General features: G+C 36.7%; 18 protein-coding genes. 5 read left to right on the forward strand and 13 right to left on the reverse strand.

Annotated elements, in window-relative coordinates:
• Window positions 1-43: 43 nt before the first annotated feature.
• A complete protein-coding gene (locus ACE1OF_RS03330) occupies window positions 44-811 on the reverse strand; it encodes an SDR family oxidoreductase (RefSeq protein ID WP_448892793.1) in 768 nt (255 codons plus the stop codon).
• 30 nt (window positions 812-841) lie between these two features.
• Window positions 842-1,564: a histidine phosphatase family protein gene (locus ACE1OF_RS03335; RefSeq protein WP_448892795.1), complete on the reverse strand. Its 723-nt coding sequence runs from the start codon at window positions 1,562-1,564 to the stop codon at window positions 842-844.
• A gap of 372 nt (window positions 1,565-1,936) precedes the next feature.
• Between ACE1OF_RS03335 and ACE1OF_RS03340 the strand changes: the two genes are divergently transcribed.
• Window positions 1,937-2,836, forward strand: coding sequence for a LysR family transcriptional regulator (locus ACE1OF_RS03340; RefSeq protein ID WP_448892797.1), 900 nt, complete (start codon window positions 1,937-1,939; stop codon window positions 2,834-2,836).
• 167 nt (window positions 2,837-3,003) lie between these two features.
• Here the strand turns inward: ACE1OF_RS03340 and ACE1OF_RS03345 are convergent, their stop codons facing one another.
• Window positions 3,004-5,109, reverse strand: coding sequence for a beta-propeller domain-containing protein (locus tag ACE1OF_RS03345; RefSeq protein ID WP_448892799.1), 2,106 nt, complete (start codon window positions 5,107-5,109; stop codon window positions 3,004-3,006).
• A gap of 213 nt (window positions 5,110-5,322) precedes the next feature.
• On the opposite strand from ACE1OF_RS03345, the gene ACE1OF_RS03350 reads away from it, so the two are divergent.
• The 4 genes from ACE1OF_RS03350 to ACE1OF_RS03365 are packed head-to-tail and all read left to right on the forward strand — an operon-like array spanning window position 5,323 to window position 8,667.
• A complete protein-coding gene (locus ACE1OF_RS03350; RefSeq protein WP_448892801.1) occupies window positions 5,323-6,207 on the forward strand; it encodes a MipA/OmpV family protein in 885 nt (294 codons plus the stop codon).
• Window positions 6,197-6,586, forward strand: a complete 390-nt coding sequence (locus ACE1OF_RS03355) for a DUF3019 domain-containing protein (protein ID WP_448892803.1) — start codon at window positions 6,197-6,199, stop codon at window positions 6,584-6,586. Before ACE1OF_RS03350 ends, ACE1OF_RS03355 begins: the two co-directional genes overlap by 11 nt.
• Window positions 6,586-7,278 (forward strand): response regulator, encoded by a 693-nt coding sequence (locus tag ACE1OF_RS03360; protein ID WP_448892805.1) that lies wholly within the window; start codon window positions 6,586-6,588, stop codon window positions 7,276-7,278. Before ACE1OF_RS03355 ends, ACE1OF_RS03360 begins: the two co-directional genes overlap by 1 nt.
• 54 nt (window positions 7,279-7,332) lie before the next feature.
• Window positions 7,333-8,667, forward strand: a complete 1,335-nt coding sequence (locus tag ACE1OF_RS03365; RefSeq protein WP_448892807.1) for an ATP-binding protein — start codon at window positions 7,333-7,335, stop codon at window positions 8,665-8,667.
• A gap of 491 nt (window positions 8,668-9,158) precedes the next feature.
• Here ACE1OF_RS03365 and ACE1OF_RS03370 read toward each other — a convergent pair whose 3' ends face one another.
• From ACE1OF_RS03370 to tsaE, 10 genes are all read right to left on the reverse strand, one after another.
• Window positions 9,159-10,454, reverse strand: a complete 1,296-nt coding sequence (locus tag ACE1OF_RS03370; protein ID WP_448892809.1) for an adenylosuccinate synthase — start codon at window positions 10,452-10,454, stop codon at window positions 9,159-9,161.
• Between the two features lie 147 nt (window positions 10,455-10,601).
• The gene (locus ACE1OF_RS03375) at window positions 10,602-10,787 is read right to left on the reverse strand and encodes a DUF2065 domain-containing protein (RefSeq protein WP_448892811.1); all 186 of its coding nucleotides are present in this window, start codon (window positions 10,785-10,787) and stop codon (window positions 10,602-10,604) included.
• A 92-nt stretch (window positions 10,788-10,879) separates the two neighbouring features.
• Window positions 10,880-11,764 carry a protease modulator HflC gene (gene hflC / locus ACE1OF_RS03380; protein ID WP_448892813.1) on the reverse strand — a complete coding sequence of 295 codons (885 nt, stop codon included), beginning with the start codon at window positions 11,762-11,764 and terminating at the stop codon, window positions 10,880-10,882.
• 3 nt (window positions 11,765-11,767) lie between these two features.
• A complete protein-coding gene (hflK, locus tag ACE1OF_RS03385) occupies window positions 11,768-12,928 on the reverse strand; it encodes an FtsH protease activity modulator HflK (protein ID WP_448892815.1) in 1,161 nt (386 codons plus the stop codon).
• Between the two features lie 115 nt (window positions 12,929-13,043).
• Complete coding sequence (gene hflX / locus ACE1OF_RS03390; protein ID WP_448892861.1) at window positions 13,044-14,330, reverse strand: ribosome rescue GTPase HflX; 1,287 nt, start codon at window positions 14,328-14,330, stop codon at window positions 13,044-13,046.
• Window positions 14,331-14,479: 149 nt separating this feature from the next.
• Entirely contained in the window at window positions 14,480-14,725 is a 246-nt protein-coding gene (gene hfq / locus ACE1OF_RS03395; RefSeq protein WP_448892817.1) for an RNA chaperone Hfq, read from the reverse strand.
• 165 nt (window positions 14,726-14,890) lie between these two features.
• Window positions 14,891-15,787 carry a tRNA (adenosine(37)-N6)-dimethylallyltransferase MiaA gene (miaA, locus tag ACE1OF_RS03400; RefSeq protein ID WP_448892862.1) on the reverse strand — a complete coding sequence of 299 codons (897 nt, stop codon included), beginning with the start codon at window positions 15,785-15,787 and terminating at the stop codon, window positions 14,891-14,893.
• Between the two features lie 85 nt (window positions 15,788-15,872).
• A complete protein-coding gene (mutL, locus tag ACE1OF_RS03405; protein ID WP_448892819.1) occupies window positions 15,873-17,801 on the reverse strand; it encodes a DNA mismatch repair endonuclease MutL in 1,929 nt (642 codons plus the stop codon).
• A 42-nt stretch (window positions 17,802-17,843) separates the two neighbouring features.
• On the reverse strand, window positions 17,844-19,175 hold the full coding sequence (locus ACE1OF_RS03410) for an N-acetylmuramoyl-L-alanine amidase (RefSeq protein WP_448892821.1): 1,332 nt from the start codon (window positions 19,173-19,175) through the stop codon (window positions 17,844-17,846).
• A gap of 104 nt (window positions 19,176-19,279) precedes the next feature.
• Window positions 19,280-19,768, reverse strand: coding sequence for a tRNA (adenosine(37)-N6)-threonylcarbamoyltransferase complex ATPase subunit type 1 TsaE (tsaE, locus tag ACE1OF_RS03415; protein WP_448892823.1), 489 nt, complete (start codon window positions 19,766-19,768; stop codon window positions 19,280-19,282).
• Window positions 19,769-19,771: the final 3 nt, after the last annotated feature.

Raw genomic sequence — 19,771 nt, forward strand, 5'->3', positions numbered from 1 at the left:
AATATATATATCTACGTTAGCTTGTATTGTTGTCTAGTGTTGGTTAGCCGATAAGATAACCACCATCAACATTAATTGCCGTACCTGTGGTGTAGCTTGATGCGTTTGAAACTAAATACAATACTGTGCCAGCCATTTCATCGGGTTGCGCAACACGTTTCATCGGTACGTGATGCAATAATTGCTCAAGTATTTTTGGGTTATTCACTAACGTCGAGGCAAATTTGGTATCAGTTCCGCCTGGGAGCAAAGCATTAACACGAATATTGAACTGAGCACATTCTTTGGCGAAAGCCTTGGTCATTGAAATCACAGCTGCCTTAGTTATAGAGTAAATACCTTGATAATCACCTGGGATAACGCCATTTATTGAAGCGACATTAACAATAGCTCCACCATCATTAGCCTTCATTAATTTAGCCCCCATAGTTGACATGAAAAAGTACCCTCTAATGTTCACATCTACCGTTTTTTGAAATGCATTTAAATCAGTATCAAGTATGTGACCAAAATAGGGATTTGCCGCCGCATTATTAACTAAAATATCTAATCTACCGTGCTGTGATGAAATTTGCTCAAAAATGGACTCTATTTGTTCCATTTCACCAATATGACAAGCAATTGCTTGAGCACTTCCGCCCGCTTCAATAATGCTATCGACTACAATTTGACAGTCGTCTATTTTACGGCTGGAAACAATAACGTGAGCACCATTTTGCGCCAGTAATTTTGCAATACTTTCTCCAATACCCCGGCTAGCGCCAGTGACCAAGGCAATTTTTCCCGTTAAATCAAATAATGAATTGTTCATTTAAAAACTCCCGCTTTTTATGGTTTGCAATTACCTGTAAGTTACCCAATCTGCGCCTGCAGAAGTTAGATGACTATAATTATTTAGGTAATCAATCGTTAAATTATTTTCTGAAAAAAGAATTTTGGTAACACTGGCATTACGTGTTTGTTGATTAACAACCAATGTTTTTTCATCAGACAATCCTAATATGTGCTGGATGATAACCGCAATAACACCACCCGATGTAAAGATACACAGCTCTTTAGATGCTTCATTTTTATCTAATCGCCTTCTGTTATTTAACTCTTGTGTAATGACATCATACAAGGCACTGACACAACGCTTTTTAAATTGCGGCCAACTTTCTTTATAATCATTGTCATACTTACCGCATACCCACCGTTCAAGCGCACGCGCAAATTCTTTTTGAAAGGTTTTATTCGCATCGGCTTGCTGATTAATTGAGGCAGCCATATCAGCAAAACTTTTCCATTTTGGGTCATAGCAAGTTAACAATTCAACATGATTAAATTCGTTAAACCCTGAATGAAGAGTGATAGGCATTGCTTTTGTTTTACAACCCAGTAAAAAATGCTCTAAGGTTTGTCCATGACGCAATAGGTCTCCCGCATACAACTTGTCGGGCGCTGACATTGATTGCCAATACTTACCTAGTATCTGGGATTGCTCTGTACCTTTATGTGATAATTGATCATAATCTGCTTTGCCAAACGACGCTTGTCCGTGGCGAATAAGATAAATAGCCGCCATCGGGTTATACCACCACAGTTAAGTGTTTCGGTTGAAATAAGGTAACATTTATTTTTAATATCATTTCTTTATCACTCACAAGGGTTACATACACAAAACGTATTAATTAAGCTATCCATTCATGCTAATTGCATCAACATAATTAATCAAATGAATAGTTCTAATACCTAACTATTCTAATTTTGAATAGTTATACTAAATATTGCTATCGATAATTTATAATTTATGCTCAACCACTTTATTGGAGTAGATATTTTTACTTAAGCTCAGAATTTTTGGCTGCTTGACTACCTTAGAATCACACTATAAATTAAGAGTACGAATAGTTTATACAGGTTACTATTCTTTAAAAGAATGAATAAAGAGGATAGGATGAAAATAGATTTAAATTTATTTGTAGTATTTGAAGCAATTTATTGTGAAGGTAATATTACTAAGGCCGCATCAGCCCTTAACTTATCGCAACCTGCGGTGAGCCATTCATTAAGTAAACTTCGTGATTATTTCGACGACCCTCTTTTTGTACGTCAAGGAAATGAGATGCGACCAAGCGCTGTAGCCAATAATGTTATTACAGAGGTTCGTGAAGCACTGCGTCAATTACACGTTTGTTTGGCACAATCTAAGCAATTTGAACCACTAACTTCTCGCAAAAATTTTACTATTTCATTGCATGGCGCTTTAGAAGCTTCTTATTTACCCCCGCTTATGCAGATGATCAATAGAACTGCGCCTTTAGTTAATGTTCAAAGCAGTCGTCGAGTTAACCGTAATGAATTAGAGAACAAGCTCGCTAGCGGTGATATTGATCTGGCCATCGATGCGCTATTACCTGTAAGTGACAATATTTTACATACGCAATTAGAAAAAAGTAAATTAGTGGTTGTCGCACGCAAAGATCATCCTGATATTAATTCAGCGCTCGATTTAGATCTCTATCTTGCACAAGACCACATACTCGTATCATCACGTTCTGTAGGCACTAGTATTGAAGATTTTGAATTAGCACGCCTTGGATTACACCGAAAAATTAGTTTGAGGTGTCAACATACCTTTTCTGCATGCAGTGTCATTGCGGGAAATAATATGTTGCTTACCACAACAGAAACAACCGCTAAGATGTATGCTCAATTACTCAACTTGACTATTTACCCCTTACCTGTTGATTTACCTGAACTTGACGTACATTTATATTGGCACCGTAATTTAGATTTTGAACCTGCCAACAAATGGCTTAGAAATAAAATAATTCAAACAACATCAAGAGATTAAAAGAAATACAGTAGGTTTAATGTATTTTATTTATTATCAACTCACCACCATAGAGTTGATAATAAATAAGAGGAAGCAAGTCTAGTATGCTATTAATCATTAGACTTTAACTAAACTGATTGGTTATTCGATAATTTTAAATATTTAATAACTTGAATATTTGACAATTAAAATGGCCCAGTGGTTAATTCAGGCGTATGCCAAAAGCTTTTCCAAATGCTATTTCCATGCAAATAATAAATATCATTATCATGAAATATTGCGCGGTCATCCCAACCCGAAATATAGGTCCCCATTAATGAGCCATCATTGACTATGGGTTTCACGCTACCAATATCAACTAAACTTGCATCTGCATTGTTACCCGTTACTTCAATAAGCTGTAATGAATTATCCAACGTCCAAACATCCATTTTGTTTCCTGTTTGCAAATCAACCACCGTTTCTGTTAGCCATTTTTCAACTGGTAAACCAAAACGGTGAGTATTATCAGCTGTTTTTAAATAAGTCAGCGCATGATAATTAAACTCAACGGGAGTATAAGCCTCTTTATAAACTATTGAGCTAATTTCTAACGGGGCATTGATATTACTAACATCAAATAAGCTAATTTTAGCCCCTTCAATTATAGGCGTGCTTTCATTAGCATTGTTAATATTACTATCCGTAAGCATCATTCTATCAGGATCAACATTTTGCCCAACACCTATTAATAAATCATCAGACAAAGGATGCAGATAGGAAGAATAACCTGGAATTTCAAGCGCGCCTGTAATTTTTAACTGATCTTTATCAGTTAGATCAAGTACGTAAAGAGGATCAGTATTTAAGAAGGTAACAATATAGGCTTTATTTTCAAAAAAACGCACTGATTTAATGTCTTCTTGAACAATGCCATTTTCATTTACCTTACCTATTTTTTCAGGGTAGGTTGCATTTGGCAGCTGAGCAACCAGCGTTAATTCATTACCTATTGGGCTTAATATATTCAGATGGTGTTCATAACCTTCACTTCGGTTACCCTGAGTAGTGACAACACGTAGATCATTATCTTTTTCACTAAACCGAAGATTTGATAACTGCCAATTAAAACGACCATCAAGCGTACCTGAGGCAATGTAATCAATTTGTTGTCCTGTAATAGCAAATTTATGGATTATTGAGGTTTCAGTGATTTTTTCATTTTGATACTGATAGTCTGTACCATATAAATACACAGAGGTTGGCGTGGCATACAGACCTGATACTTGTGTATTAATACAAAGAGAAGAAAGACTATCAGGTTGGTTTAAATCAATGGTTGTCAAGGTAACTATACCATTAAAGCCATCTTTATCTGTGGCTTCAGTGGGCATAAAACAATTTTCTGGCGCAACTAAATTTTTACTCTGGCCTTTTGCATCAGTGTATTGGGGTAAAAAATTACTGATATTAGATAAAAAAACTTTTTTGTAATTATCTAATTTCTCTGCTTCCGTTTCAGCAAAAGGAAGCCCAGCAACCGACGGCGAAAAACTACTAACAATATACAATACATCGTCAACACGTCGACTATCAATGATAGCACCGTCCATAGTATAAGATGTGGTCACTGCGGGAGCTGAACGATCGCTAACATCTACAAGTGATAAATTAAATGTTTGTTCCATCGGAAAAAACAAATCAATCGCGGCTAGCGAGGTGCTTGCCATATCGTTATAAATAGAATAATTTTGGATATTTGATAAAACAGCCAGTTTGTTTTTATTCAGATATAAACTTTTAATAGAAGAGGCTTCTGTATTAACCGTTGTATTTGATAATTCGCTCACTTCTCCTTGTTCATTTCGCTGTAAAATACGTACAGAAGTTTGCGGTGTTGGTGCTTCTTCAGCAATAGTTTGACGCTGATAATATTGATTATTAGCGATGTACATATAGTCACCATCGTACTTTATTCTGTCACCTTCATCAACACCCGCTTCTTGGGTAATAGTTAATGAGTAACCACTTTGCCCACCCGCTGCATCACTTGTGGATATATTTGAGGAATCACCGACTTCTAAAAAACCATTTTGTTGAGCACTATTAAGATAGACACCATTTTTCAAGTGCTGCTCAAAATCACCTGCACTTGCACCTTTTAAAGGAGAGAGTGCCATTGACATTGAATTGAGTTCAGGAACCTCTTCAAGTTGCTCAATGGATAATGCTGACTCTTTTGTTGATGAATCGCTACCACAACCAACGAGTAATAAAAGGGATCCTAATAGTATTATGATTTTATCCAACATTTTTTTCTCTCCATTTTATACAAACTAAACCAAATAAAGTAAAATTACTGATAGTAAACAATACGCCAAAAATCTGTTTATACTGTTGTTAAATGCAATCAAATGTAATTTGATGTAATTCAAGCTGATCTTCAGGCAAAGCAATGGTAAATTATAGCTAACAGAAAGGTTTACTCAGCTTAATTTATCAAATCCTAAAAGGAAATAAATTACTTGAAATATTACATACTACTCTTGTTGCTGTTTAGTCAGCTTAGTTTTGCTGATTGCCAGCAAGAGTCTGATCGTTGTGCCGCCGTTGGTAACTGGAATTTTTCATTATCAATAGGTGCTGGTGTGGTTACTAACCCTTTACATGGCGGGGATAATATTCCGCTAATTATTATTCCATCAATAAGTTACTACGGTGAAAAAATATTTTTTGAAAACAACACGTTAGGGTATACGCTCATTGATACTGATCACATCAGTATCAGCGCAATTGGCCAACTAAACCATGAAAATTCTTATTTTTCTCGTTGGCATCCACAAAATATTTTTATTGAGTCATCAACTTCAAATAGCGTAGGTGTTACAAATCCTGATGTAAGTGATGGAAATAATATTGGCGAAACTGATAAAAATACAGAAGTCAATATTCACGACGTTTCAGATAGAGACTGGGCTATTGATGCTGGCATTCAACTCAATTGGTTCATTGATCAAACAACCGATGCCCAACTAAAGATTTTTCATGATATAAATAATGTTTACAATGGTTTTCATGGTCAATTAGAACTAAGTAGGATCTTAAGTATCAAGGCGCTGCCTAGCACCTTGATGTCATTCAGTTTGGGTGCAAATATCAATAGTAAAAATTTGGTTGATTATTATTATGGTATTTCAACAAAACGAGAGCCTAAATTAAATAAAAATTACCAAGGCAAACAAAGCACCAACCCTTATTTGCGTTTTGTATTAAAGTATCAAGTCTCAAAAAATTGGCGTGTAAGGTTTCATGTTAAACGTATTTTTTTAGCTTCAGGCACAGCTAACAGCCCTTTAGTAAAAGATAAGCATATGAGTACAATATTTGCTGGGGTAGCTTATGACTTCTAGCATAAAGAAAAGTGCCATTATTCTTTTTATATTAAGTACCCTTTCACAGCCGTTATCTGCTGTACCTACCAGTAATTTAATTATAAAGCCTTCTGTTTGTATGGTAAAAAACCCTGGAGATAGCTGTCAAATGACAGTATCAGTACAATGGCAAAACGATGATCCCATCGATGCCTGTTTATATCAAAATGACGCTCGTCTAACTTGTTGGCAAAATGCACATAATATCAACACTAAAATAGACATTTCACTAGAACAAGATATGCTGTTTACTTTAAAAAATGGTCAGGAGATATTTGCCAGCCAACAAATAAAAATTAATACGGCATTACCCACAAAGTACCGGCGTAGGCTACGTGCAGATTGGAGTTTTTTCTAATGAACCATATATTGCTCGTTGAGGATGATTTACGTTTAGCAAACCTTATTGCAAAGTTTTTAGAACAAAATGATTTTCGGGTATCAATGCTGCATCAAGGTAATACGGTTGCTAGTTTTCTTCAGAAAAACTCCCCTGACCTCATTATTTTAGACGTTATGTTACCCAATGAAGACGGTTTTACGGTGTGCCGTAAAATTCGCAATAGCTATACTAACCCCATCATTTTTCTAACAGCTAAAGACAGTGATTTTGATCATGTGCTTGGCCTAGAAATAGGCGCTGATGATTATATTATTAAGCCTGTTGAACCCCATGTGCTCTTAGCAAGAATCAACATGCTATTACGTCGTAAAAAACACAGTAATAAGGCATCTGCCGAACAATTAACCTTTGGTCAATTAACCATACATAAAACCTCAAGGCAGGTGTCTTTAGCATTACAACCTATTGAGCTAACCAGCCATGAATTTGAACTGCTTTGGTTATTAGCAAGTCATGCAGGTGAACCCCAAAGTCGAGAATATATTCATAAACAAATGATTAATCGAGAATATGATGGCCTAGATAGAAGTGTTGATGTCAGGGTTTCTCGATTACGAAAAAAATTAGGTGACTGTACCAATAATCCCTACCGCATCATTACCGTGTGGGGAAAGGGGTACTTATTTAGCAGCACTGCTTGGGATTAGCACTATGTTCATTCACTTTAATACTAATCAAGCTTTAATGTCTGTGATATTATTTTGAACCGTCTTTTCATCAACCTATACTTAGTAATTATTCTAGGGTTACTCTCTATTAACTGGCTTTCTGAACAACTTTGGCAACAATTTGTGGCTTCAGATATTAGTACAGCAGAAATTGATACCGCTGAAAATACAGAAAGCCAACAATTGCATTATCTTACTCAAGTTACAAAAATTTTACCCTTATTGAATGAAGCTTCAACACAAACGCAAAACTCAATTATCAACAACCTCAGTGAAACCCTTAACATTCCAATAACAACAAAATTAATGAGTGACTTTTCTTGGCTTAGCGAACAAAAAGATAAATTAATGGCTGGTAAAGTAGTGCTTAATTATGATGAACATGACAATGCAATTTTCTATATTAAATTATCAAACAGTCTCAATATATATCAATTAGGCCCAATCAATCGAAATGTACAATTAGAGACACGCTTTCAGTATTTAAAATGGTTCTTTTTATGCCTATCTTATCTGTTATTAGCTGGTGTAATTGCCTTATGGTCTAGGCCGCTTTGGCGTGACTTAAAACAACTCACCACCATGGCTAATGACATCGCTAATGGCAAGTTAGACTTAGCCATTTATACCAATCATCATTCGCCAATTAAGCAAATTGTTATAACCTTCAAAGACATGGCTCACCGAATTATTCGTTTACTGTCTGATCAAAAGCATTTGGTTAATGCTGTATCCCACGAATTACGAACGCCTTTGTCACGGTTACGTTTTTCTTTAGCAATGCTAGAAGGCGTTAATGAACAACAACGTAAAGAAATGGGCCAAGATGTTAGTGAAATAGAAGCACTGATTGATGAAATGCTAAGTTATGCCCGCTTAGAGAATATTGGCCAAGATATTAAAAAGTCATCAATAGAATTGACATCACTTATTACTAACCAAATACATAAATTAAATCGAATAACAGGCGTCACGATCACATGGCAAAAACCTGCTCCTTGCATTTACCATGGTAACGAACACCTTCTTGAGCGTGCTATTCAAAACCTATCGACAAATGCGCTTCGTTACGCAAAAACTAACGTTGAAATAAGCCTAATCACAACACCCACCCAAATACAAATTGTTGTTGAAGATGACGGAGCAGGCATACCATTATCCGACCGTGACAATATATTTGAACCTTTCTTTAGGTTAGAATCTCATCGCAACCGAAATGAAAATCAACAGAAAGGCGGTTATGGTTTAGGGCTTGCCATCGTTAAAAGAATTTGTGAATGGCACAAAGGAAGTTGTATCCTAGGTGATTCAACACTTGGTGGATGTAAATTTATTATTAACTTACCAATAGATAAACTGACAAGATAAAGTGCCTTATTGAATGAATAACACTTATACTCAAACCATCTCAAGATGTATTATACCAAGTTGATTAAGTTCTTTCCCACTCAGCGAGAATTAAAAGGCTTAGAGGCACAGGTTATACGTTCCAAACATAACCTAAGTACCTACATCCATGTAGGCAAGGCATTGATTGAAGAGAATGGTTGTTCCCTTGTCAAAATCAATAACGTCGCATATAAGCCTTTACTTTTTATTAGGTACTCGCCCTTTGGGAGCTCATTAGCAAACTGATAACATCGCAAAATTGATTAAATATAGTAATAACAATGTTTAATCAATTTTCCTTGTTCTAAGCTCGCTAATGAAGCTCTGAGTTGGGAAGAAATTTAATCAAATTGGTATTAGTGAGATTAATAGTATAAATACTGTATGCACTGTTATTCGATAGTTTAAAAAGTAAAAACCAACCCGAAGGTTGGTTTAAAGTAAAAAGCATGAAACAATGAACTTAACGACTAAGCGAAAGGATTCACTTTAATAATTGTTTCATTGCGATCTGGGCCAGTTGAAATAATATCAACAGGTACACCAGTAACGTCTTCTATACGCTTTATGTAAGCGAGTGCGTTAGCAGGCAAATCATTAACTGACGTAGCACCTACCGTATTTTCGTTCCAGCCCGGAAGTTCTTCGTAAACAGGTGTGATTTTATCATAACCTTCGGCTGCCGTTGGTGGTACGGTAATAATCTCGCCTGATTCAGTTTTATAACCAGTACAGATTTTCAACGTTGATAGGCCATCGAGAACATCAAGTTTAGTTAAGCAAAATCCTGTCAGGCTATTGACTTGAATAGCACGGTGCATTGCAACGGCATCAAACCAACCACAACGGCGTTCACGACCTGTTGTAGCCCCAAATTCATGACCAACAGTACCTAAATGATGTCCAATGTCATCATCAAGCTCTGTCGGGAATGGGCCTGAACCAACACGTGTAGTATAAGCTTTTGTAATACCAAGAATATAATCTAAGTGACGCGGTCCAACACCACAGCCTGTTGCTACCCCACCAGCAGTAGTATTTGACGAGGTTACGTAAGGATAGGTGCCATGGTCAATATCAAGTAAAGTACCTTGAGCACCCTCAAACATTATTGATTCAGAATTTTTACGTGCTTGGTCAAGTATCTCTGAAACATCAGCCGTCATATTTTTAATAATATCAGCTACTGCAAGTGCATCAGCAAGCACTTGTTCATAACTTACTGGTTCAGCTTTATAATAATTAACTAATGCGAAGTTATGGTATTCCATAATTTCTTTTAATTTTACAGCAAAAGACTCTGCACAGAAAAGATCACCTACACGTAAACCGCGGCGCGCTACTTTATCTTCATAAGCAGGTCCAATACCACGACCAGTAGTACCGATAGGATTTGCTCCACGTGCAATTTCACGTGCGGCATCTAACGCTGTATGGTAAGGAAGAATTAGCGGACATGCATCACTAATAAGTAAGCGTTCACGTACGGGTACGCCTTTAGCTTCAAGCATTTCAATTTCTGCCATCAATGCTTTAGGACATAAAACAACGCCATTGCCGATCAGGCACTTAACATTGTCTCGTAATACGCCAGAAGGAATTAAATGAAGTACGGTTTTTTCACCGTCAATCACTAATGTATGGCCTGCATTATGTCCGCCTTGATAGCGAACAACATATTTTGCTTTATCGGTTAGTAAGTCAACGATCTTACCTTTACCTTCGTCACCCCATTGGGTACCTAGAACAACTACGTTTTTGCCCATTTTTGCTATTTCGTAAGAAAATTAGGCGAGGATTCTAACAAAGATCAAATTACAGTCCAAGGGAAAAGAGCAGTTTTTTCTGGATAATAAAAAATAACCTTTTAAGTTAAGAGGTTATCTTTATTCTTTTTTGATTAATTTTTCAGGCTATTGTGATAACCACACGACAATAACACCTAGTGTTAAAATAAACGTTCCAATATTACGAATATTTCCTGCTGGTTGTTCAGTTAGCTTCAATAAATAATTTTTCCATTTATTCGGGAATAAAGCAGGTGCCAATCCTTCTAGGATAAGTACTAGGCCAAAGGCTAAAATTAGGGTATCTATCATAATTCACCTCATTTCATTTACATTTGTTTATGAAAAAGCCAGCAATAATGCTGGCTTTAAATGAGAACTTAAGCGTCAAATATCATTAACGATTATTTAGCTTTTGTACCATCTTTTAAATAGTTAAAAAATTCACTATCCGGTTTTACAACCATAATATCATTTTTACTATTAAAACTTTTTTCATACGCCTCTAAACTGCGATAAAAACGGTAAAACTCAGGATCTTTCCCATATGCATCAGCGTAAATCTTCGATGCTTCAGCATCACCCTCACCGCGTATGGTAAAGGCATTTTTTTGTGCTTCAGCAAGCATAACGGTTACCTTAGCATCAATGGTTGCTCGAATAATTTCTGACTGCTCTTGACCTTGTGAGCGATGCTCTTTAGCCACGGCAGTACGTTCAGCGCGCATACGATCATAAATTGAGTTACTCACTTCGGTAGGTAAATTAATGGCTTTAATTCGTACATCAACCACTTCAATACCTAACTCTTCACGGCTACTTTCAGCACTTGCTAACGCTTGTTTCATAATGTCATCACGATCACCTGAAACAATTTCTTTAATGGTCCTATTACCAAACTCAGTACGAAGGCCGTTATTTACTTTTTGTTTAAGTAAGGCGCGTGCATTATCAACCGAACCCGAAGTACGTAAATAATACGTTGAAAAATCAACAATACGCCACTTCACAAAAGAATCTACCATCAAATCCTTCTTTTCTGATGTTACAAAACGGTCAGGTGCTTCATCCAATGTTTGAATACGCGCATCTAATTTACGCACCGATTCAATAAACGGAATTTTAAAATGTAAACCGGGTTCAAACACCATCATTTTATCAGTGACAGAGTCTCGTTTAATTTTAGAAAATTGAAATACAATACCACGTTGGCCTTCATAAATAACAAAAACTGAAGAGACAACTAAGGTAAATAATAGCGCTAAGATAGCAATAAAAAAATTCTTCATAGCCTAGTTACTCCCACTGTCAAATCTATCACTTCGGCCCGAAGTTGATGGTGCAGAATTAATACCTTGTTGCTGTTGCGGCTGCGAATATGACGGTGGTATTACTCGCTGAGTTGTAGATTGTTGTTGTATAATTTTATCTAGCGGCAAATACATCATATTATTACCGCCATCAACATCAACCATAACCTTACTGGTATTACTGTATACTTTTTCCATTGTTGCAATATACAAACGTTGACGAGTCACTTCAGGTGCTGCTTGATATTCTGGTAGTATTTTTTCAAAACGCGCTACTTCACCTTGCGCATCTAAAACAATTTGCCCTTTATATGCAATAGCTTCTTGCTCCATACGTTTTACACGACCACGAGCACGAGGCTCTATACCACGAGCATAGGCTTCGGCTTCTCGTAAAAAGCGTACTTCATCTTCTTGTGCAGCAATCGCGTCGTCAAACGCATCTTTGACTTCATTCGGTGGACGAGCATCTTTAAAGTTAACGTCAACAATGATCAGCCCTAAGTGGTATGGTTCGATAATTTTATCTAGCTCTTCCCACACTGATTGACGAATTAACTCACGACCACTAGTTAAAATAGCATCCATTTTTGCATGACCAACAACATAACGTAGCGCACTGTCTAGTGATTGATTCAAACTATCATCAGCATTAGTAACACTGAAGACATAATCACGTGCATCAATAACACGATACTGTATTTGCATTTCAACTTGAACGACATTTTCATCTTGAGTTAGCATAAACCCTGAGGCTTGCATTTCGCGCGTACTTTGCATGTCAATAGGAATAATGCGATCAACAAAAGTCCACTTCCAGTTAATACCTGGATCAACCGTGCCTGCGTACTGACCAAAACGTAAAACGATACCTTTCTCCGCTTCTTTAATGGTGTAAAAACCACTAAAGGCATAGACCACAATGGCAATAATAAGTACGAGACTTATGCCAATAGTAGACATGCTTTTTCCTGATGGCCCAGAACCTCCCGATGCTTTACCACCACCTTTTCCGCCAAAGATACCACTGACCTTTTTGCCTAAATCATTAAGCAATTCATCTAGGTCTGGTGGTCCTTGGTTTTTACCACCTTTATTTTTCCAGGGGTCTTTATCGTTATTCCCCGGTTCATTCCAAGCCATGCTGTTCTCCGCTAGGTTAGTAATTAATTAGCTATTTATTGATTATTTTAGTAAATATACGCAAGTTTATGATAAAAGTATCTCTTTTATAAGACTCTATATAGGTATTAACACATTAATTTACAATATACTGTTCAATTTCAGTTCCTTCTTGTTTGATCAATCGATTCCATTCCCGTTTTGGTAGTTTTATCTTTAGGTGACAATAACCTTGCTCATCATAAGATTCCTTTTCAATGCTATTAAGTTGGTATAAAACACCTTTCAACTTGCCTGCAATTGGCGGTATAACTAAGGTAGACTGAAAAACTTGATTTCCTAAACGTTCAGCCAAAGCCGTAAAAAATAAATCTATACCAATATTACCTTGTGCTGACAACCAAACCCTAATCGGTTGCCCTTGATCATCTCTGTCAATTCTGGGTTCAACATCGTCTAAATTATCTATTTTATTACAAATCACTAATTGAGGTACGTCATCCGCCTCAATTTCAGAGAGAACATATTCAACTTGTTCTATATTTTCAGTACGCCTGTCATCAGAAATATCGACTACATGAAGCAATAATTCTGCTTCGCGCGTTTCAGTTAATGTGGCTTTAAACGCAGCAACCAAATCATGCGGTAAGTGACGAATAAAACCTACTGTATCGGCCAGAATTACCCCGCCGACACCATCAAGCTCAATTCTTCTTAATGTGGGATCAAGTGTCGCAAAAAGCTGATCAGCTGCATAAACGTCGGATTGCGTTAATAAATTAAACAACGTCGACTTTCCCGCATTGGTATAGCCAACCAAAGATATTGTTGGCAACTCAGCCCTTGTTCTTGCCCGTCGGCCTTGGTGTCGCTGTCGTTCCACTTTCTCTAACCGCTTACGAATATTGATCATGCGTTCGCGAAGTAAACGTCTATCGGTTTCTAGTTGTGTTTCACCTGGACCACGTAAACCGACTCCCCCCTTTTGTCGCTCTAAATGAGTCCAACCACGAATGAGTCGGCTACTCATATGTCGTAATTGTGCTAATTCAACTTGTAATTTACCTTCATGGGTTCGCGCACGCTGAGCAAAAATATCAAGAATAAGCGTCGTTCTATCAACAACGCGACATTGACATAACGCTTCAATATTTTTTTCTTGTGAAGGCGAGAGACTATGGTTAAATAGTACAACATCAGCATTAAACAAACGTACAGCTTCCGCTATTTCGTCTGCTTTGCCTGAGCCAACAAAAAATTTTGGATGTGGGGTATTGCGCTTACCGGAAACCACTGTTAATTCATTAACGCCAGCAGAAGAAACCAACATTTTAAATTCAGTCAAATCTTCTCGGGTGCTTTCATCCGGAAAATCTAGGTGAACAAGCACCGCCTGTTCACCTGCTTGATAACGATCAAACAACGGCATTAAACCTTAGAAATAATGTCTGTCGAAACAGAAAATTGTTTTTGCTAATAAGATACACCATGTAAGGAAAATAATAGATAATCTACTAAAATAGAAAATATTAAGCGTAAAATTAATTACAACAAAAAATAAAAAAGTAAAAACTACTCTTCTGATTCTGTTTCATTAGCAATGGGTGTGGTATTGACTGCACGTGCTGGCACTACCGTTGATATTGCATGTTTATAAACCATTTGGCTAACCGTGTTTTTTAGTAAAATCACAAACTGGTCAAAAGATTCTACTTGTCCTTGTAGTTTTATGCCGTTTACTAAATAAATTGCAACTGGAATGCGGTCACGACGTAAAGCATTCAAAAATGGGTCTTGTAAAGATTGACCTTTTGCCATTGTATGGCTCCTTTTTATTATTAATAAAAGTAATTAATCAATATCTTGTATGATTAATGAAAATTTTTGCTAATCCTCAGCATATAATATTTGAATTATACACCAATATTTTAATATTGCTTAATGATAGCTAGTATATTTACTCTTTATTTTCGCTAAAATTATTTAACATTTACCAACCGCTGCTAATACTTTCGATAAATTATCTTCATCGTCTGTTGTTAGCCAATCTAAACTAGGCCAATTTCGCAGCCAAGTTAATTGCCGTTTTGCTAATTGTCGGGTAGCACACACACCTCTAAAAACCATTTCTTCATGGTCAAATTCACCATTGAGATACTGCCACATTTGACGATACCCAACACAGCGAATTGACGGTAAATCTTCATGTAAATCGGTTCGTTTTTTTAAGGTAACCACTTCTTGCTCAAACCCTTGCGCAATCATTTGTTGATAACGTATAGCAATGCGCTCATGTAAGCTGCTTCGCTTTTTAGGTGTTATAGCAAATTGTAATATATTCCCCTCAAGCTTATCACCTTTAGTTTGAGTTAATTGTGTCAAAGTGTTACCAGTTAAACGAAAAACTTCTAATGCTCGTGTTAAGCGTTGGGGATCATTAGGATGAATTCGCTGCGCCGACACAGGATCAATATTAGTTAGTTCTTCGTGTAAAACTTCCCACCCTTTCTCTAATGCTTCTTTTTCTATCTGCTCACGAATAGCGTTATTTGCAGCAGGTAAAGGCGATATTCCTTCAATCAGACTCTTAAAATACATCATAGTTCCGCCAACTAACAAAGGAATGCGGTTATTGGCCCTAATTTTTGCAATTTCAACCAGTGCATCTTGGCAAAAATCTGCCGCTGAGTAACTTTGTGATGCATCACGAAGATTAATTAAACGATGCGGATACTTTGACAATTCATCAGCCGTTGGCTTAGCTGTACCAATATCCATATCTCGATAAACTAAAGCCGAATCAACACTAATAATGTCACAAGGTAAAGCATCACATAACGCCATCGCCAATGCAGTTTTACCTGATGCGGTTGGTCCCATTAAACAAATAACAGGGGGAGGCTTAACTAGACTATTTGATGGCACTGAATATATATCTCACGGTAGTTCTTTATTTATCACTAAACTAATCATCTATTCTTAGATGCCCAACTTTAGTGTTTAATTGCTTAATGTCTGATGTAAGGTCTAATGTGACAGAATTCAAGAGCATGAAATCTATTATTTGTTTACCAAACACTTTTTCTGCTGTTTGCCACAACATATTTGCTTCTACCTCACTATAGGATTGAGCCACCATTGCCTTAGCAATCGCAGAAATAACCGCATCCTCATAAATATTTTCACTGCCATGAGTCGCTAAAACTAATAATTCATCAATAATACTGATAAAACTAGTACTAACATCTTGTTCACGTAATAGAGCAGGAAACTGGCGTATTTGAACGCTTCTTTTAGTACGTGCACCGTCATTAAAATGAACAATAATACCTGCCATTGTTAATTGTTCTTGCAAAAGTTCTACTAGACTCAGTTGTTCTGGTGAAAGTGTTATTACAATAGGTAACAATAAAGGCTGGCTAATTAATCCTTTTGACAATTTATCGGCGCTTACTTGCCAACTCAACGCCACTTTATTTTTATAAACTTTATTGGCTAATGCTGCCAATGAAAGCAAATATAAACTTTTATTGTGTTTAAACAGTCCATATTTGTCTTGTTCAACCGCTAAAAAATAAGCCTTTGGGTTATAAACATTATCTAAAATAGGTGCTGGTAATCCTTCATGGGCATCACTGATGTGAGAGTCAGGAGTCATTAAATGCTGATAGTTTTCAACTGCAGATTTTGTTACAGGGGGACGAGTTCCAAAGTTTTTTGTTACAACATTGCGCGGAGAAGCTTTTTCATTAATTTGATCACAAGCGCTGTACGAGTGACTTGCTTGTTGCTGACTTAGTTGCGTTAAAGGCGTTACATAATCTGGTCGCTGATAATGTATATTATTAAATTCTGGCTCACCTTGATGCAACTGAGCATTCAAGTCTAGTGCTTGATTGTTTTCCATTAACGCTTTGTGGCAAACAGCGTAAATAAAGTCATGAACATAACGGCTTTGATGAAAACGCACTTCATGTTTGGCTGGATGAACATTGACATCCACTTCACTATGATCAAGAGATAAAAACAACACAAAAGCAGGGTAAGTATCAGACGGTAATAAATCTGCGTATGCTTGACGTATCGCATGATTAATTAATTTATCACGCATCATTCTACCGTTAACATAACTATAGCAAAGGTCATTTTGATTACGTGAAAAGCTAGGTTTAGCTAACCAACCTGTAAAATGCATATCGTCATGCTGACAATCAATTTCTATGGCATTATCAACAAACTTTTGTCCACACACAACGGCAACCCGTTTGGCGGTTTGTGCTTTAGTGGTGGCCGCACGATACTGCCGTATCATTTTTCCATTGTGTGTAAGCGAAAAAGAAACATCAAAACAGGCTAATGCAATGCGACGTATCACTTCATCAATATGAGTGAATTCTGTTTTTTCTGTGCGTAAAAATTTGCGTCTTGCTGGCGTATTAAAAAACAAATCTAATACTTCAATCGTCGTACCATCGGGATGTGCTGCTGGTTTTATGCTTACAGCCATATCACGACCTTCCGCACTTGCTTGCCATGCTGTTGCTTGGACTTTGGGTTTGGACGTTAATGTTAACCTTGCAACAGAGCTAATGCTGGCTAATGCCTCACCACGAAAGCCTAAACTATTTATGGCTTCTAAATCTTTTAAGTCTTTTATTTTGCTGGTTGCATGACGGCTTAATGCAAGTGTGAGTTCTTCTTTAGCAATACCTACACCGTTGTCATTAATACGGATACGCTTAACACCACCTTTATCAACCTCAATATTTATTATAGTTGCGCCAGCATCTAAACTATTCTCAACAAGTTCTTTAATAACTGAAGCAGGTCTTTCTACCACTTCACCCGCAGCTATTTGGTTTGCTAAACGGGCTGGAAGTATTGCTATTGACATAGTTTTTCTTATTAATGATTGCTTTTGCTTATTAAAAAGGTGTTAGCCTTCACGAGGAATTTTTAACGTTTGACCAATGCGTAAAACATTCGACTTCAAATTGTTGACTGATTTTATCGTATTTACAGATATTTTATAACGTTGTGCCAGTACAGATAAAGATTCACCACTTCTAACTTTATGTTTTTTCATTTCAGTAGCGGCTAACAAAGTACCTTTAGGCGAGTTTTCTATGAAAAAACTATTAACTGCTTTAAAAATAGCGTTGGCCAATTTTTGTTGGTGATGTTTATTATTAAGTTTTTTCTCTTCTGCAGGATTAGAAATAAATCCAGTTTCAATGAGCACTGAAGGAATATCTGATGATTTTAACACAGCTAAACTAAGGCCTTCAGGCTCTTTTTTATGAAGCTTAGTCACTTGTTTTAGCTCTTTAATTACATGCAAAGCAAACTCATAACTGCTTGCCATTGTATACTCTTTTTTCATATCTGCGAGTGTAAATGCTAGATTTTTATCTTTTGTTTTTTTAATAGTTTCACCCGCCCCTCCAAGCAATTCAGACTCATCTTGTCTATTCTCAATCCAACGGGTAAATTCAGAGTTTGCTCGCCTAGACGACTGCACTAATACAGAAGCACCATGAGGTTTAGGCGAAACAAAAGCATCGGCATGAATTGAAATTAATAAATCTGCTTTATTTTTTCTTGCTAATTCTGTTTTACGGCTATGTGTGACGTAATAATCGCCCGTTCGAATCATTACGGCTTTAAATCCAGCACGTTGGTCAATTAATTTGGCAAGTTTCTTTGCAATGAATAAGGTAACTCGTTTTTCATAAGAACCTTTAGCACCAATAGAGCCAGGATCTTCACCACCATGACCTGCAACAATAGCAATAATAATATCGCGCTTTTCATTAGGTAGTGTTTTAATGATACTGTCGTCTTTTTTATCCTTGTCATATAAATCAATAACGAGACGATCACCATATTGTCCCGCAGGCGCTAGAGGGAATACGGTAATAGGGTAAGCTTTAGCTAACTCTAACACTAGTCGCGTATCTGCTTTTGATTTTGACGTGCTAGTACGAAAGAGTTTAATACGAGGATCATTGTTAGCTAACGCTTTTAAACTGGCAGTATTGTTGGTATTTTTAAAATCAATCACTAAACGATTAGGATTTTTTAAGGTAAAATATTTATAATCTGGCTTCGATTTAAGGTCAAAAACGATACGTGTATTTTCAGGCGCAGGCCAAACACGAATACCATTAATGCTATTTGCGCTTGCTGCTGCATTACTTACAGTCAACAATGCTGCGGTTAAGGACAACCAAAGCAAAGTAGATATAATGTAAGATAACAAACGCATAATAAACCTTAAATAGTGTTAATATTTTCTAAACTTAATATTCTCTAAACTCAATGTTTTCTAAACAATATCCACATAACAAATCAGAACAACAACCCCAAACGTTAGGAAGATAATTGTCGTAAAACATTGTCTCCCCGACTTGAATACGCTTGTAAGTTAATTAACCTTTGTTCGTCTTGATAAACTATATTAATGATTATATCGGCATTAGCCAAGACCCCAGCGCCTTTTTCTGGCCATTCAATAAAACAACAACAGTGATCTGCAAAATAATCACGAATGCCCATATACTCTAATTCTTCAGGATCACTCAAACGATACAGATCAAAATGATAAACTTGCCAAGGTGGTAACTCGTAAGGTTCAACTAAAGTATAAGTAGGGCTTTTCACATTCCCTTGATGCCCCATACCTCTAACAAAGCCTCGGGTTAGCGTTGTCTTTCCTGCTCCTAAATCACCATTTAAAAAAACAACTAATGATTGCTGATTCTGCTGTTGTTCATATTGCTCAAGCACCGCTTTCGCTATGCTTTCACCCATGATAACAGTAGCTGCTTCATCGGCTAATAGATATTCTAACTGTTTCATTTG

This window comes from Colwellia sp. E150_009, assembly GCF_053543955.1.

Coding starts and splice junctions, on each gene's coding strand:
- ACE1OF_RS03330 (WP_448892793.1), bottom strand. CDS start 811: ATGAACAATTCATTATTTGATTTAACGGGAAAAATTGCCTTGGTCACT.
- ACE1OF_RS03335 (WP_448892795.1), bottom strand. CDS start 1,564: ATGGCGGCTATTTATCTTATTCGCCACGGACAAGCGTCGTTTGGCAAA.
- ACE1OF_RS03340 (WP_448892797.1), top strand. CDS start 1,937: ATGAAAATAGATTTAAATTTATTTGTAGTATTTGAAGCAATTTATTGT.
- ACE1OF_RS03345 (WP_448892799.1), bottom strand. CDS start 5,109: ATGTTGGATAAAATCATAATACTATTAGGATCCCTTTTATTACTCGTT.
- ACE1OF_RS03355 (WP_448892803.1), top strand. CDS start 6,197: ATGACTTCTAGCATAAAGAAAAGTGCCATTATTCTTTTTATATTAAGT.
- ACE1OF_RS03360 (WP_448892805.1), top strand. CDS start 6,586: ATGAACCATATATTGCTCGTTGAGGATGATTTACGTTTAGCAAACCTT.
- ACE1OF_RS03370 (WP_448892809.1), bottom strand. CDS start 10,454: ATGGGCAAAAACGTAGTTGTTCTAGGTACCCAATGGGGTGACGAAGGT.
- ACE1OF_RS03375 (WP_448892811.1), bottom strand. CDS start 10,787: ATGATAGATACCCTAATTTTAGCCTTTGGCCTAGTACTTATCCTAGAA.
- hflC (WP_448892813.1), bottom strand. CDS start 11,764: ATGAAGAATTTTTTTATTGCTATCTTAGCGCTATTATTTACCTTAGTT.
- hflK (WP_448892815.1), bottom strand. CDS start 12,928: ATGGCTTGGAATGAACCGGGGAATAACGATAAAGACCCCTGGAAAAAT.
- hfq (WP_448892817.1), bottom strand. CDS start 14,725: ATGGCAAAAGGTCAATCTTTACAAGACCCATTTTTGAATGCTTTACGT.
- miaA (WP_448892862.1), bottom strand. CDS start 15,787: ATGGGACCAACCGCATCAGGTAAAACTGCATTGGCGATGGCGTTATGT.
- mutL (WP_448892819.1), bottom strand. CDS start 17,801: ATGTCAATAGCAATACTTCCAGCCCGTTTAGCAAACCAAATAGCTGCG.
- ACE1OF_RS03410 (WP_448892821.1), bottom strand. CDS start 19,175: ATGCGTTTGTTATCTTACATTATATCTACTTTGCTTTGGTTGTCCTTA.
- tsaE (WP_448892823.1), bottom strand. CDS start 19,768: ATGAAACAGTTAGAATATCTATTAGCCGATGAAGCAGCTACTGTTATC.